This window comes from Leyella stercorea (genome assembly GCF_019052365.1).
Classification (GTDB): Bacteria; Bacteroidota; Bacteroidia; order Bacteroidales; family Bacteroidaceae; genus Prevotella.
The window spans coordinates 44,623-59,194 of the sequence record NZ_JAHQUY010000004.1; the positions used below are offsets into that span (position 1 = coordinate 44,623).

Consider the following 14,572-nt stretch of genomic DNA (forward strand, 5'->3'; position numbering starts at 1 on the left):
TAGGCTATGGATTTAGGATTAATATCGGTAAGATATGCCCGGGCCTTGCTTAAGGCTGGCATTGAGGCGAGTGTTTCTGACCGCGTGTATAGCGATATGCTCACGGTGCTGGAGAGCTATGCCAAGGTGCCGCAGCTCAAGGCTACCATAGACAATCCGATGCTGTCGAGACAGCAGAAGGAAGACTTGCTGATAGCTGCGGCAGGCGGCGCTCCATGCGAACTCACACGTACGTTCTTCGGACTCGTACTGAAGGAGGGGCGTGAGCGTATCATGCAATTTATAGCTAACTCGTTTATTACGTTGTACAGAAAGCATAACAATCTAATTAGTGCTAAATTAACTACCGCCACAACTCTCGACTCGCAGACTGAGGCGAAGTTGCGTCGGTTGGTAGAAAGTAAGACAAATGGCACTGTTGAGTTCAAGACAGACGTGAAGCCCGAACTTATTGGCGGATTCGTACTCGAGTACGACACCTATCGTATGGACGCAAGCGTGAAGTCGCAGCTCAACACCATATTGTCGCAGCTTAATTAAATAAAGATTAATTTTCTTATGTCAGATAAAATTAAACCAAGCGAAGTGTCACAGGTGCTCCTCGAGCAGCTTAAGGGCCTTAACAACGGCAACAAGTTCGACGAGGTGGGCACTGTGCTCGAAGTGAGCGACGGCGTAGCGCGTATCTACGGCTTGCGCAACGCTGAAGCCAACGAGCTTCTCGAATTCGAGAACGGCACAATGGCTATCGTCATGAACTTGGAGGAGGACAACGTAGGTTGTGTGCTTCTCGGTTCTACCGACGGTATCAAGGAGGGCATGGTGGTAAAGCGTACGAAGCGTATCGCGTCTATCAACGTGAACGACAATATGCTCGGTCGTGTCATCAATCCTCTTGGTCAGGCCATCGACGGTAAGGGCGCTATCGACCTTACCGACTCTTTCGAGATGCCGCTCGACCGCAAGGCTCCTGGTGTGATCTATCGCCAGCCGGTGAAGGAACCGCTGCAGACAGGTCTGAAGTCGGTCGACTCGATGATTCCTATCGGACGTGGTCAGCGCGAGCTTATCATCGGCGACCGTCAGACCGGTAAGACCGCCATTGCTGTCGACACCATCATCAACCAGAAGAGTTTCTACGAGGCTGGCAAGCCTGTATATTGTATATATGTGGCAATCGGTCAGAAGGCATCTACCGTTGCGGCTCTCGTAGAGAACCTCAAGCAGCATGGCGCTATGCCTTATACTATCGTTGTTGCGGCTACGGCTGCCGACCCGGCTGCCATGCAGTACTACGCACCATTTGCGGGTGCTGCTATCGGCGAGTACTTCCGCGACCGTGGCTACTCGGCTCTCGTTGTGTACGACGACCTTTCGAAGCAGGCTGTTGCCTACCGTGAGGTGTCGCTGATTCTGCGCCGTCCTTCTGGACGTGAGGCTTATCCTGGCGACGTGTTCTACTTGCACAGCCGCCTCTTGGAGCGCGCTGCACGTATCAACGACCAGCAGGAGGTAGCAGAGCAGATGAACGACCTGCCGGAGTGCATGAAGGGTCATGTGAAGGGTGGTGGTTCGCTCACAGCGCTTCCTATCATCGAGACCCAGGCTGGCGACGTGTCGGCTTACATTCCGACAAACGTTATCTCTATCACCGACGGTCAGATCTACCTTGAGAGCGACCTCTTCAACCAGGGCTTCCGTCCTGCCGTTAACGTAGGTATCTCGGTATCGCGTGTAGGTGGTTCGGCTCAGATCAAGAGTATGAAGAAGGTTGCCGGTACGTTGAAGATTGATATGGCTCAGTATCGTGAGCTTGAGGCCTTCTCTAAGTTCTCGAGCGACATGGATGCCGTTACAGCCATGACTATCGACCGCGGACGCAAGAACAACCAGCTTCTCATACAGCCTCAGTATTCACCGATGCCTGTAGGCGAGCAGATTGCTATCATCTATTGCGGTACGCACGGATTGATGCACGCTGTGCCGGTAGAGAAGGTGCGCGAGTGCCAGGAGGCGTTCCTCGAGAAGATGCGCTCTGTTCATCAGGACGTCATCGATGCTCTCGGAAGCGGAAAGCTCGACGAACAGCTCACTGCTACCATCGAACAGACAATGGCCGACATCTCTGGTCAGTATAAAAACTAATTGCTTATGCCGTCGCTCAAAGAGATTAAAAACCGATTATCATCTGTCAACAGCACACGTAAGATTACGAGTGCGATGAAGATGGTGGCTTCCTCTAAGCTGCATCATGCGCAGACGATGATTGAGAATATGCTTCCGTACGAGACTCTCCTGGAACATATCCTCAAGACGTTCCTTGCATCGGAGACCGATGCACGCACGGTGCTCAACGAGGTGAGACCGGTAAAGCGCGTGGCATTGGTGGTATATGCGTCTAACAGCAGCCTGTGCGGAGGCTTCAACGCCAACGTGATACGCCTCCTGCAGCATGTTGTGGACGAGTATGCCGAATTGGGCAAGGAGAACATTGTTGTCTACCCGATTGGCCGCAAGGTGGCTGAGAAGGCGGTAAAGATGGGCCTTAACGTGGCGGGCGACTTCACGGCGCTTGCCGAGAAGCCCAACGCCAACGACTGCATCACCATAGCGCGCGAGCTGGGCGAGAAGTTCATTAGCGGCGAGTTCGACCGCGTAGAGATGATTTACCACCACTTCAAGAGTGCTGGTTCGCAGATTCTCACACGCAAGCCGTTCCTGCCTATCGACATCGAAGAGGAGCTTAAACGCGACCATGAGCGCGACCTTACTTCAAACGTCACTACAAAGAAGGCGCAGGAGTACATCAAGCGCAAGGAGGAGGAGAAGAAACGCGAGGAGAAGGAAGCTGTGCCGCTCAACGACAACTTCCTCGTGGAGCCGGATATGAACACCGTGCTCACGAAGCTCATCCCGAAGTATCTCCATCTGATGGTCTATACGGCGCTGCTCGACAGCATCGCCAGCGAGCATGCGGCGCGTATGGTTGCCATGCAGACCGCTACGGACAATGCTGACGAGATTCTGCGCGAGCTCAATCTGCAGTACAACAAGAGCCGTCAGCAGGCCATCACAAGCGAGTTGCTCGACATCGTTGGTGGAAGCATCAACAACTAAAGGCGCAAGCTCTAACAGATACTATAATACAGAAAGGAGAAGTCATGGCTATGGCTTCTCCTTTCTGTTTTTTAGGCGGCTGAATGCTTTAATGCCATTTATTTTCCGTATATTTGCACATTGCTTTAGGGGGTGTGGTTGTCTCAACTACACCAACCCAGTTAAAGTGAAAACTATTCAGAATAAAATAACTAATCTCAAAACAATAACAATGAACGTAAAACTTTATCTGCTTTCTTCGAGCCTATTCTTCTGCTCGCTCGCCGCTTCTGCGCAGCGTAGCATGCAGGCAGAGGAGTTCCCGTTGGGTCAATACGAGGAGCTGACAGACACCAAACCGCATGATTCCGACGCTAAGTGGGCTGCAATGAAGTCGCCCGTAATGCTCAGCTGGGCATCTACCGACGTGCGCTACGGCAAGCACCATGTGCCGCATCTCGCTAATAGCAGCGCCTGCACGCTTAAGGCATGGCGTGGCGAGCGTGTCAACGCCCAGGCTGTGCTCTGGACCAATGTAGACCTTAACGACGTGGAGCTCACCGTGAGCGATTTGCGTTCGGGCGCCAACGTGATTCCCGCCTCAAAGGTGCGCTCCCACTTCGTGCGCTACGTGATGACCGACGAGCTTAACAAGGACGGCAAGGGTGGATGCGGATGCCGCGAGAACAAAGCCGAGTGGGACTCGTCCGTGGTTGCCGACGCGCTCGACATCAACAAGTGGCTGCCCGTGCAGCGCAAGACGGCGCAGCCTCTGTGGGTGAACGTATGGGTGCCCGAGGACGCCAAGCCCGGCACATACACCGGCACGCTCACCGTGCGTGGCGGCGGAATGGACGACCGTGTGCTGAAGCTCAGCGTGCAGGTATTGAACCGCACATTGCCCAGTCCGAGCGACTGGCACTTGAACCTCGACCTCTGGCAGAACCCGTACGCCGTGGCACGCTACTATAAGGTGCCGCTGTGGAGCAAGGCTCACTTCGACGCCATGCGCCCGATTATGAAGATGTTTGCCGACATCGGACAGCAGTCGATCACAGCGAGCATCATGCACAAGCCGTGGAACGGACAGACTGAGGACCACTACGACAGTATGGTGACACGCATCAAACGCCTCGACGGAACGTGGAAGTACGACTACGCCGTGTTCGACCGCTGGGTTGAATTTATGATGAACGAAATCGGCATAAAAGGGCTCATCTCCTGCTACACCATGATACCCTGGGAGCTGAGCTTCGACTACTACGACGAGGCTACCAACCGCGTGCAGTTCATCAAAGCAGAGCCCGGCGACGAGGCATACTCTGAGTACTGGGGCAGCTTCCTGCGCGACTTCGCTCGCCATCTGAAGCAGAAAGGCTGGTTCGAGAAGACCGCTATCTCTATGGACGAGCGCTCGATGGAGGCTATGCAGGCGGCTATAAAGGTGATAAAGGACGCCGACCCCGACTTCAAGATTACGCTTGCCGGCAACTATCACGACGAGATTCAGGCCGACCTCTACTATCTCAGCATTCCTTACGGCGTACGCTTCCCCGAGAAGGTGCTGAAGGAGCGCCGTGCAAAGGGGCAGATCAGCACCTACTACACTTGCTGCACCGAGCCGTTCCCCGGAACATTCTCGTTCTCTAACCCTGCCGACGCCACATGGATTGGCATACACGCCGTAGCAGGCGACTACGACGGCTATCTGCGTTGGGCTGTGAACAGCTGGACACGCGACCCGCTGCGCGATTCGCGCTTCCGCACATGGGCTGCAGGCGACACCTACAGCATCTATCCCGGTCCGCGCAGCAGCATCCGCTTCGAGCGCCTCGTAGAGGGCTTGCAGGACGCCGAGAAGATTTGGCAGTTGCGCAACCAGTACAAGAAGACTGGCGACACACACCGTCTCGCACGCCTCAACAAGAAGCTCGCCGAGTTCACGCCGGCTAACATGACGGCTGAAAAGGAGCGCAATGCGGGCCGTATGGTTCGCGAAATGGAGCGACTGCTTAATGACTGATAAAATTGAATAGTGCATAAGAAAATGGCGAAAGTTTTATAACCTTCGCTATTTTCTATGTATAAATAGTAGATTAAGATAAAAGAACTATCATTATTGGACTTAATAAAAGTCTGTATGCTTGTGTGTTATGGTGTTTTTTACTAACTTTGCAAACAAACGCAATCGTATATAACAGACAAACAATTATGAATACTAACAGAATAGATATTATTATTCCGGTTTATAACGTTGAACCATACTTGCGTCGTTGTCTTAATAGTATCCTCAAACAGACATACAGACATTGGCGTGCCATTTGTATTGATGATGGCTCTACAGACGGATGTCCTGCTATCCTTGAAGAGTATGCTGCAAAAGACTCTCGCTTTATGGTGGTTCATCAAGAAAATGGTGGACTCTCTCATGCTCGAAATGAAGGTATGGCTCTCGCCGATGCCGAGTATGTTATGTTTGTGGATTCTGACGATTTCATACATCCGCAGACCCTTGAACTTGCTGTGAAACTGATTGAGCGCGACGGAACGGATATGGTGAGTTGGTACAAGGATGTTATATATATAAACATTCAGCTACGCTTGATGCATAAGTTGAAAATGGACACTATCAATGCTCGTCCATGGCGTATCCCGTTTAGGTGTAGCCTTAAACTATCGAAATCAGTAATTACTGACGATGCTTTGAAACATGCTTCCGACTGGCGCCATCCTGATATCAAATATCCGATAAAACATAACTACGTTTGGCGCCATCTGTTTAAACGCTCTTTGATAAAGGATATAAAGTTTATCAAGGGATTGAAGTATGAAGATATTCCCTGGTGGTCGGAGTTGTTGATAAAACCTGTGAAAGCTACAATTACTCATCTTCCGCTTTATTACTATTACGTCAATCATAAATCAATATCGAAAGCTACGGGAGGGGTAGAACGTCTGATGTCTCAGCTTAAGGGTCTCTCTTATGCACAGAAGCTATATGAAGAAGCTGGCAATACGGAGCGTCTGCGTTTGTGGAGTCGTAACATTAAATGGGCAATTCTAACGGGTAGTTCAAGAGTTCTGTATAAAATGGGAAAAGGACCACAAACGGATAGTCTGGTGAAGTATATTACAGACTTGGTAAAGGCTGGTTTTTTTGACGATGCTGTAGGGGAGAAGGAGAGTTTGGCAAAAGAAGCGTATTATACAGTTGCAAAAGGACTACGACCAGTTAAAAAAGATTGATTATTAAAAACAAATCGCACGAGTATTACATATGTAATCTTCGTGCGATTTGTGTATTGTTATTTCTCAAACTGAGACTTCTTCGGGAATTGTTGGTCGAGGAATTCTATGGCAGCTTTTCTGTCTGCATCGTTAGCAAACTCCGAATCGTTCATGCAGAAGAATACAGGATTGTTTCGTTTAAACTTCTCGTAAAGTTTGTGGTTGTCTATGTGTAGTCTGAACGAATGCGACTGCGATACGTAACGTAAATGTCCTTTTTTCTCGGCAAGAGCTACGTATGAATAAACGCTTCGCTGCACATCGTCGGCAGAGCGTACATGATGTGGAATCATAGGGCTGAATTCCTTCTCGAACTTTCTGTTGGCAAACGTTATTGTGCTTTTCAGATACGAGTCGATGTTATGATGAGGCTTGCATCCATAATACGTTCCATAGTGTTTCTCTACAAGTTCTGCAGCGTTTCTGATTATTTTCAGATACATGCTCAATGGCTTGCCTACCACTTTATCTCTGAAGAACAGTGCAAGTTTGCGGAAAGGCTTGCGGTTCATGTATAGTATAGGCAGTCCATCGGTCTCGAAGAAGGTTGCAGGGCTTACGGGACGGTTGATATACATGTCGTCGTTTGAGAAGAGAAAGTGTTCTGAGAGACCTGGTATTTTGTCAAGATAATGTTCTATCAACGTAGAGTTGAAGCATGGCAGACTCTCTGTAGGCAATATCTCCTTGTGGTCTACAATGCGCACTTTCGGATTGTTCGTGTCAAGCCATTCTGGTACTTGGTCGTCAGTTACTATGAATATCTTACGAATCCACGGAGCGTACTTCTCTACAGATCGTAGGCTGTATTTTAATTCGCCGCTGTCAGCATAGCGTCCAGCACAGTTCTCCTGTTTATCAGTAGGTTTACCGATGCAGGCGTTGCGCTTTGCTATCCATTTCGGGTCGTTGCCGTTAACCCAAAGATATACTAAGTCTATATCCATAATCCTAATTCTTTTTACTGTTTTTCTACAAGTCGTTTAATCTCGGGGTAGTGTTCGCAGATGGCGTTGAAAGCCTTCACGTTGCGGTCTACGCCAGCCTTGAAGTTGCTTGTTTTCAGCGAGAGTTCCTTCGGCTTATGCAGTCCGCGCGGCTTGTTGTGGCCGAACGGCACGGGCACGACGGGGAATCCGTTGGCTGCTCCTGCTGCCCAGAACCAAATGTCGTCGGTGCTTGGCGCGAGCTTTGTGAAGAGTTCCACGTCCATCATGTCTGCCCTCAGCGAGTGGGGAGGGTAGAGCACGCCGCCCACGCCGGTCTGTATGTTGTCGAAGCGGCGGTAGATGCGCTTGAAGAGGAAGTGATACCAGCGGTATTTGCTCCACTTTTTGTACGGCATTCCGTACTTGATGCGCTTTGCGCGGTGCGCCAGTATTGCGTCGGGTATCTGTGCGTGCAGGTCGAGCAGGTCTTTCAGCATGTTACGGTGATAATACACATCGTCGTCAACGGTTACGATGATGGCTTCGGGGAAATCAGCCAGAGCCGGTATCAGCTTGCGGTAGGAGCGTATGTCGCGGTCGTAGTTGCGTATCTCGAACACGGGGTTCTCCTTGGCGAGCGCAAGCAGACCTTCGGGCATTTCGCCCTCTGCGAATTGTGACAGCGTTACATACAATATCAGTTTGTCGGGTAGCACGCTGCCGTTGAGGAGCGAACGCACCGCATCTTCGGCAAACGGAATGGCGGCAGGGAACGAAGTCATCGAGATGACCACCTGCTGTTTATGCTTGTTTTCTGTCATAATATATCGTTTATTGTTCTGCTCAATGTTGTTTGTTTGATTTCCTCAATTCGTTTATTGTTTCTCTTCAATATCGTTGAGGTCGTACTCGTTGAAATAGTCCATCGGTACGGATGTCTTTGTGCCGCTTGCTCTGCCTCGCAGCTGCTTCTCGCGGAATTCTTCGAGCGAACGCACGGCGTAGTGGTTGATGCGTATCACGTCCTGTTGCGGTGTGCGCTCTCTGAAGTTGCGTGTGATTGGGTTGCCGTGCGAGTCGGCTGCCTTTCCGTCGATGCGTGCCACTTCGTGACAGCCTATCATCGTGAAGACGCGTCGCGGATTGACGATGCTCTTCACGTGGCGGTTCAGATAGTGGTCGGGTAGGGAGTGGAAGCGAAATCGCTTCATCACGTCCTCATTGCTTTTCTCTTTATTGCCTCCGCTGCCGTATACGAGCCAGTTTATCTCTACCGCAGGGAACGCCTCGAAGCGCTTCAGAAAGTCGGGTATCGTGGCGTCCTTAACGGGCACGATGAACTCGTCGAGGTCGATGAACGCTATCCAGCGCGAGTCGAAGCGGTGGTGTTCGAGGCAATGGTCATAGGCAGCAAGCTGCATGCGGTAGCCTGGCCAGTATTTGTAGTCGACTACTCCGCGCTCTATGTACGGCTCAAGTATCTCCTTTGTGCCGTCGTTGCTCTCGTTGTCGTAGATGAAGAACTGGTCTACGCCGTGCGCCAGGTGCCATTCTATCCACTCCTTGAAGTAAGGTCCTTCGTTCTTGGCTATGGCGCATACCGCCAAACGGAACTTCGGCTCGGTGTGGTTGCGGCTTATCTCGCGCTTCAGCCTGATGGCGTTGAAGAGTCCGTATCTGAGTATGCCTCTCCAGCGGTTGCGCGTCATCTTGTGCGGAATTACTCCTGCTATTATCTCTGCTAATACTTTATTCATAGGTTAACGCGTTCAAAAAGGTTCGTGGGTTAAAGCTCGAAGCTCGACTTCTCGGGCAATATGCTCTGGAAGGCGTCGTGTAGGTTCTGCATCACGATGTCGTAGTTGCGTATGTGCACGTTGTCGTTGAGGCAGATGAGCGAGTAAGCCTGCTCGTAGATTGCCTTCACTGCTTTCTTCGACTTCACCATGAGCGGGAACATCTTCGTGTCGCTGTACGTGTTGTACGGCTCGAAGTTGCCCTTGCATATCTGCCAGATGCGGAACAGTTCCGGCGTGTAGTCGTCTAAGGCGCGGAATCGGTTGACTGAAGTACGCGTCAGCTCCTCGCCTTCCTCAGCCCACACCTCCTCGAAGGTGCTCTTCAGATAGGGTTGGGCGTTGTGCGGCACACGCAGCGTGATGAACTTGTTGTAGAAGCGCAGCAGATAGTTCCAGCGGGCGCGTGATCCGTAGCTCTTGTGGAACCACTTGTCGTGCCAGCGCTTCATCACCTCCTTCTTGTCGAAGTGGCGGTTGATGAGTCTAATGTTGTTCTTTATGCGCACATACCATTGCGACCACGACGGGTTGTAGGTGAACACGGCGATGTCGCAGGGCAGTCCGTTGCGGAAGAAGCGCTCCGGATTTATGTTGTTGATAATGAAGAAGTCGTCGTTGAAGTAGACGAAATGTTCCGCCAGTCCGGGTATACGGTACATATAGCGTTCTATCACTACCGAGTTGTATGTAGGCAGGAATTCGGCGGGTATGAAGTCCTTGTGGCTCACGAGGTGAATCTTCGGATTGCTCTCGTCGAGCCAATCGGGCTTCTGACCGCTCGTAACGAAATGTATCTTTCTTACCCAGGGCGCAAACTTCTCCACACCGCGGAACCAGTATTTCAGAAAGCCGTAGTCTCTGAAACGTGCTTTCGAAACGCCGTTCTTGGTGTTGTCCTTATTGCCTGAATATTTAGAGAATTCATTCTGCCATTCGGGGTCGTCCATATTGACCCATGTAACCACAAAATCAATATCCATATTTCTCTCTTTAAAGTGTATAATTAGTTTTGTGCATATTTGAAGCGGTTGTGTGTCCAGAGATAGCACTCCGGCTGGCGTTTTATCTCGGCTTCAAGATGCTCGAAGTAGATGTCTGACAGCTCATAGTCGGGCAGCGCCGCCGGGTTGTCGTGCAGCAGCGAGAACTCGCACTCGTAGTAGCCGCGCTTCACTCTTCTTGCGTTCACGAAGATTGGCATGTAGTTGAAGTGCTTCGTTATCTTCTCAGGACCTACAAGCACCGGAACCGTGTGGTTGAGGAACTTCACGTAGTGCTTTATCTGCTTGCGTTTAGGCGACTGGTCGGCTATGAGCGCCACCATGCACGTCCGATTCTCGGCTGTCATGTTCGCTATGAACCTTGCCGTATGGCGCATCTCCACACAGGTGTTGCCCATGCGCTCGCGCATCTGCTTTATTATCTTGTCAAACTGCTTGTTTATCAGCTTGTGGTATACCTGTGCGCACACCACGTCGTCGTTTATCCACAGGCCCACGGATGTCATCCACTCCCAGTTGCAGTAGTGACCCATGAAGAACGCCAGCGACTTGCCTTCGTCCAGCAGCTTGTTTGTCTTGTCTACGTTCACGAACTTCATACGCTTGCGTATTTCGGCGGGAGAGATTGACGCCATCTTGCTGCTTTCGAGAATCATGTCCATGAAGTAGCGGTAGAACTTCTTTTCTATCGCTACAATCTCCTCATGGCTCTTCTCGGGGAACGATTCGGTGAGGTTCTTGCGCACTATCTTCCTGCGGTAACGTATCACGTAGTAGAGGGGATAGTACATTATGTCAGACAGAATGTAGAGCGCCCAAAAGGGGATATACGACAATGCCTTGACTATGAAATATATTAAGTAATACATTTTCGATGTTATTTATTTGACTGTTTTTGCAAAATTACAACTATTTTTTCTCATTAGAGCATGTTTTGGTGCATTACTTCTATATAATTGAACAAAAAAACGTAGCAAAGGTCTCCTTGCTACGTTTCGTTATGGGTTCGGCTTCGCTTGAAGCGTGTATGTTTACAGCCACGGCGCAAGCAGATGGGCGAACCATCCGCGGAACTTCTGCCAGCCGGTACGCTGTGTCTTCCAGTATTCGGGCGTGAGCAGAAAGCTCTTCTTCTTGTCGCGCTCGAACATGTTGTTGAGCTGGCGTGTGGTGCATGGGTCTACGATTACGGCGTTCTCCTCGTAGTCGAAGCGCATGCTTCGTGCGTCGAGGTTGGCGCTGCCCACGGTGCAGAACTTGCCGTCTACCATTATTATCTTCGTATGGTGGAAGCCCGGGCGGTACACCCATACGTCCACGCCGTGTTTCATCATCTTGTGGGCGTTGTAGAACACGCAGTCGGGCGTGAGCGGAATGTCGCTGCGCTCCGAAATCATCACCTCTACCTTCACGCCGCGCTTCGCCGCCTTGCGCAGCGCCTTCTTTATCTTCGGTATAAGCGTGAAGTAGGGCGTCACTATCTTTATGCTGTCCTTAGCGTTGTTGATGGCTCCGGCGTAGAACGTTCGTATGATGCGGTTTGTAGTGCGCGGTTCGCGGTTGATAATGCCCACCATCTTCTTGCCCGCCGTAGCACAGGTGTCGGGTTTCAGACCCTTGAAGTAGTAGCCGCCGCGCACGCCTCTGTAGTATTTCGCGCCGTGCACGTTCTGCTTTGCGGTCTTGTTCCAGATGCGCAGGAAGATTGCCTGCAGCGTGTTCACCTCGTCGCCGTCGATGCGGCAGTGCATGTCGTGCCATTCGCCTACCTGCTTCGTGCCTTTGATGTAGTAGTCGGCTACATTCATGCCGCCGGTGTAGGCTATCTGTCCGTCTATTATCACTATCTTGCGGTGGTCGCGGTGCAGCACCTGGTTTATCCAAGGAAAGCGTAGCGGACTGAACTCGTATATCTCTATGCCGCGCTGGCGTATCGACTTCAGGTGCTTCTTCTTAAGCGGACGGTTGTTGGAGCTGTTGCCGAAGGCGTCGAACAGCGCGCGCACTTCCACGCCTTCCTTCACCTTCTCGGCGAGCAGGTCGAAAAGCATGCTGGCGATCGAGTCGTTGCGGAAGTTGAAGTATTCGAGATGCACGCTGCTGCGTGCCTGGCGTATTGCGCTGAACATGTCGTCGAACTTCTCCTGTCCGTTCATCAATAGCGTAACGGAGTTGTTGTGCGAGAACTTCACGCCTTCTTCTTGCAGGCAGGCTACAATCAGCGAGTCGCTTGTCTGCGCAACCGAATTGTTGAGCCACAGGCAAGCCGTCAATAATACTAACAAATATCTTTTTACCATTTCTCTATATACCAATTTAGCCTGCAAAATTACTCAAATTTAGCCGATGGAACAAGACTTTGAGTGCTAATTGTGTAATATACACCACATATATGGTTAGAATTTCCACTTTACCTGCAGGTCGATGTCGGTCTTGTGCGACTTGTCTATCTGCTGAAGCGAGCTTGATATGTGGTTGCGGTCGAAGTATTTCGTCGTTCCGGCTTTGCCTATCACGGTCAGGTTTGGGGTTATGTCGGCACGCAGCAGGATGGCGCCGCGCATGCCTTCGCCGAAGAACACGGGGAACGTGAAGTTGTAGAGCGTACTGCGCTCGTATGTGTACAGACGCGACTGATAGTTGTCGGTATGGAAGTAGCCTGCGTTGGCTGCAAGCGTAAAGATGCCCAGACGCATAGCCGCCGTCTGTGCAATCATCCAGCCTTTGCTCTCGGTGGGGTCAGAATGGGGTGGGGCGACGCTGGTGTATGCGGCGTCTATCTGCGTCTTCGTGCTCCATGCTCCGCTTTGGTATGCGGCTGAAAGTCGCGCTCTGTGCTCGTTCTTGTCAGCCAGCAGCGCCTTTGCGTTGTCGCTTTCCTTGTAGTCTTGCTGACTTAGACGCAGTCGGTAGCGGGCTGTCAGCGTCCATTTGTGGTTGGGCTGGTAGCGAGTCTGCAGCATGTTGTCCCATGAGTGCGAGGCTGCTGACACGCGGTAGCGGGGCCACGCATGATAGGCGTAGTCGGTGTATGCCGTCAGGGCGAGTTTCTTGTGCGGTTGCCACGCCACGGCTGCGTACACTCCGTTCTCGTTCTGTATGCGTCCGCCGTCGCTGAACGCAGCGCTGAATAGCGAGTGGTAGCGATAAGAATAATAGCGTTGTATTACCGTCAGCTGCAGGTTGCTGCAGGCTTGGAAGGTGATGGTGTTGAGCGTAGCCAAAGCGGCTTCGCCGTTGATTGCCGTTTCGCCGCTGAAGGCAAAACGATGGTGGGTGTAGGCATAGTACAGGCTTGCGTTGCAGAAGGCCTTGCCTCTCGGCGCATATTTCTGATATACTTGCTTTTCGTTCGGCTTCAGCTCGCGGTCGAATGTGGTGTAGAAGGCTGTTGCTCCGATGCGTATGCCGTGTGCCTGCCAGTTGATGTTGCCGCCTGTGGTGAGTTGTGAGGTGTTGTGGCGGCGCTCTATCTCGCTCTGTGTGCGGTGGTAGCCGGTGCGCAGCAATGTTTTCACCGTTCCGTCGTCGTTGAGCGTGGCGTCCGTCTTGCGGTACGACACGAACGCCGTGGCGTCAAGATGCTTCGTTATGCCTACCGTCGCAGCCGCTCCTTGCAGATAGTAGGCTTCCGATCGTGATGAGTTGGCGGCAATGGCGTTCGTAGGTATCGACATGGTTGCTACGGCGGTCTTTCCGAGCGTGAAGCCTGTGTTCATAGCCAGTCCGAGACCGAGTCGCAGCTTGTATTGTCCGAGCGCTATCGACTTGAACCTGCCGAGTTTTCTCACCAGTACATAGTAGGCATAATGGTCGTAGCCCCATCTGTTGCAGTTGGAGAAGAACGGTTCGCCGGCGTCCTGAGCTCCGGTTAGTCCTGCCTTCACGTAGTCGCCATACTTGAAGCTGTATCTGAACCAGTGCTTGTATTTATAGCCGAGATATCCGTTGCGGTCGCCTTCGCGCTCGTATAGCGGCACCTGCATAGCCGCCACAAGTTCGTTCTTGCCGTGCTTCGCTATCTGTTTCAGCGTGGGAAACTGGCGCTTCTCCGTAGCCTCACTAATGTAGCAGAAACTCTCTATCAGCTCTTTGCGAAGCGGATCGAGCGATTCTACAAGTGCCAGTTCGCCCATAGAGCGCAGCGGACGGTAGCGGTCGAGATATTCGGTAAGGTCTTCGCGCTGTTTAGCCGACAGGAAGAAGAGTCGCTGCAAGTCTTCTTCGGTAGCTGTGTTTAGATCGATGGGCGCATCCTCCAGTTCGCAAAGCTGCTCGAACATATCCTCTATGCCACGCTCTTCGATGTCGTCGTAGTCGCATAATTGTTCGAAAAGCGGTGTCCAAACTTTGGATGAGTAGTCTGTGGTTTGCAGCTTACTCTCCTTGGTTTGCTGCGCAAGGCATGGCATACCAAGAATCAGAAGGATGTATATGCAGAGAAATCGAATCATAGATG

General features: G+C 51.5%; 12 protein-coding genes. 5 read left to right on the forward strand and 7 right to left on the reverse strand.

Annotated features, from left to right (window positions below; genetic code table 11):
* Window positions 1-6: 6 nt before the first annotated feature.
* From KTQ90_RS01490 to KTQ90_RS01510, 5 genes are all read left to right on the forward strand, one after another.
* Window positions 7-540 (forward strand): F0F1 ATP synthase subunit delta, encoded by a 534-nt coding sequence (locus KTQ90_RS01490; protein ID WP_022158680.1) that lies wholly within the window; start codon window positions 7-9, stop codon window positions 538-540.
* A gap of 18 nt (window positions 541-558) precedes the next feature.
* Complete coding sequence (atpA, locus tag KTQ90_RS01495; RefSeq protein ID WP_022158681.1) at window positions 559-2,145, forward strand: F0F1 ATP synthase subunit alpha; 1,587 nt, start codon at window positions 559-561, stop codon at window positions 2,143-2,145.
* 6 nt (window positions 2,146-2,151) lie between these two features.
* On the forward strand, window positions 2,152-3,117 hold the full coding sequence (locus tag KTQ90_RS01500; protein ID WP_022158682.1) for a F0F1 ATP synthase subunit gamma: 966 nt from the start codon (window positions 2,152-2,154) through the stop codon (window positions 3,115-3,117).
* A 211-nt stretch (window positions 3,118-3,328) separates the two neighbouring features.
* Window positions 3,329-5,119: a DUF4091 domain-containing protein gene (locus tag KTQ90_RS01505; protein ID WP_407936604.1), complete on the forward strand. Its 1,791-nt coding sequence runs from the start codon at window positions 3,329-3,331 to the stop codon at window positions 5,117-5,119.
* A gap of 188 nt (window positions 5,120-5,307) precedes the next feature.
* A complete protein-coding gene (locus tag KTQ90_RS01510; RefSeq protein WP_217316953.1) occupies window positions 5,308-6,342 on the forward strand; it encodes a glycosyltransferase in 1,035 nt (344 codons plus the stop codon).
* Between the two features lie 59 nt (window positions 6,343-6,401).
* Here KTQ90_RS01510 and KTQ90_RS01515 read toward each other — a convergent pair whose 3' ends face one another.
* The 7 genes from KTQ90_RS01515 to KTQ90_RS01545 all read right to left on the reverse strand — a co-directional run bounded on the left by KTQ90_RS01515 (window position 6,402) and on the right by KTQ90_RS01545 (window position 14,567).
* A complete protein-coding gene (locus tag KTQ90_RS01515; protein WP_217316969.1) occupies window positions 6,402-7,331 on the reverse strand; it encodes a Stealth CR1 domain-containing protein in 930 nt (309 codons plus the stop codon).
* A gap of 14 nt (window positions 7,332-7,345) precedes the next feature.
* Complete coding sequence (locus tag KTQ90_RS01520) at window positions 7,346-8,134, reverse strand: glycosyltransferase (RefSeq protein WP_217316954.1); 789 nt, start codon at window positions 8,132-8,134, stop codon at window positions 7,346-7,348.
* A 54-nt stretch (window positions 8,135-8,188) separates the two neighbouring features.
* Window positions 8,189-9,070: a glycosyltransferase family 92 protein gene (locus KTQ90_RS01525; protein WP_217316955.1), complete on the reverse strand. Its 882-nt coding sequence runs from the start codon at window positions 9,068-9,070 to the stop codon at window positions 8,189-8,191.
* A 29-nt stretch (window positions 9,071-9,099) separates the two neighbouring features.
* Entirely contained in the window at window positions 9,100-10,092 is a 993-nt protein-coding gene (locus KTQ90_RS01530; RefSeq protein WP_022158688.1) for a stealth family protein, read from the reverse strand.
* Between the two features lie 23 nt (window positions 10,093-10,115).
* Window positions 10,116-10,982 (reverse strand): lysophospholipid acyltransferase family protein, encoded by an 867-nt coding sequence (locus KTQ90_RS01535; protein ID WP_217316956.1) that lies wholly within the window; start codon window positions 10,980-10,982, stop codon window positions 10,116-10,118.
* A gap of 162 nt (window positions 10,983-11,144) precedes the next feature.
* The gene (gene cls, locus KTQ90_RS01540; RefSeq protein ID WP_217316957.1) at window positions 11,145-12,413 is read right to left on the reverse strand and encodes a cardiolipin synthase; all 1,269 of its coding nucleotides are present in this window, start codon (window positions 12,411-12,413) and stop codon (window positions 11,145-11,147) included.
* Window positions 12,414-12,509: 96 nt separating this feature from the next.
* Window positions 12,510-14,567, reverse strand: coding sequence for a helix-hairpin-helix domain-containing protein (locus KTQ90_RS01545; protein ID WP_217316958.1), 2,058 nt, complete (start codon window positions 14,565-14,567; stop codon window positions 12,510-12,512).
* Window positions 14,568-14,572 lie beyond the last annotated feature (5 nt).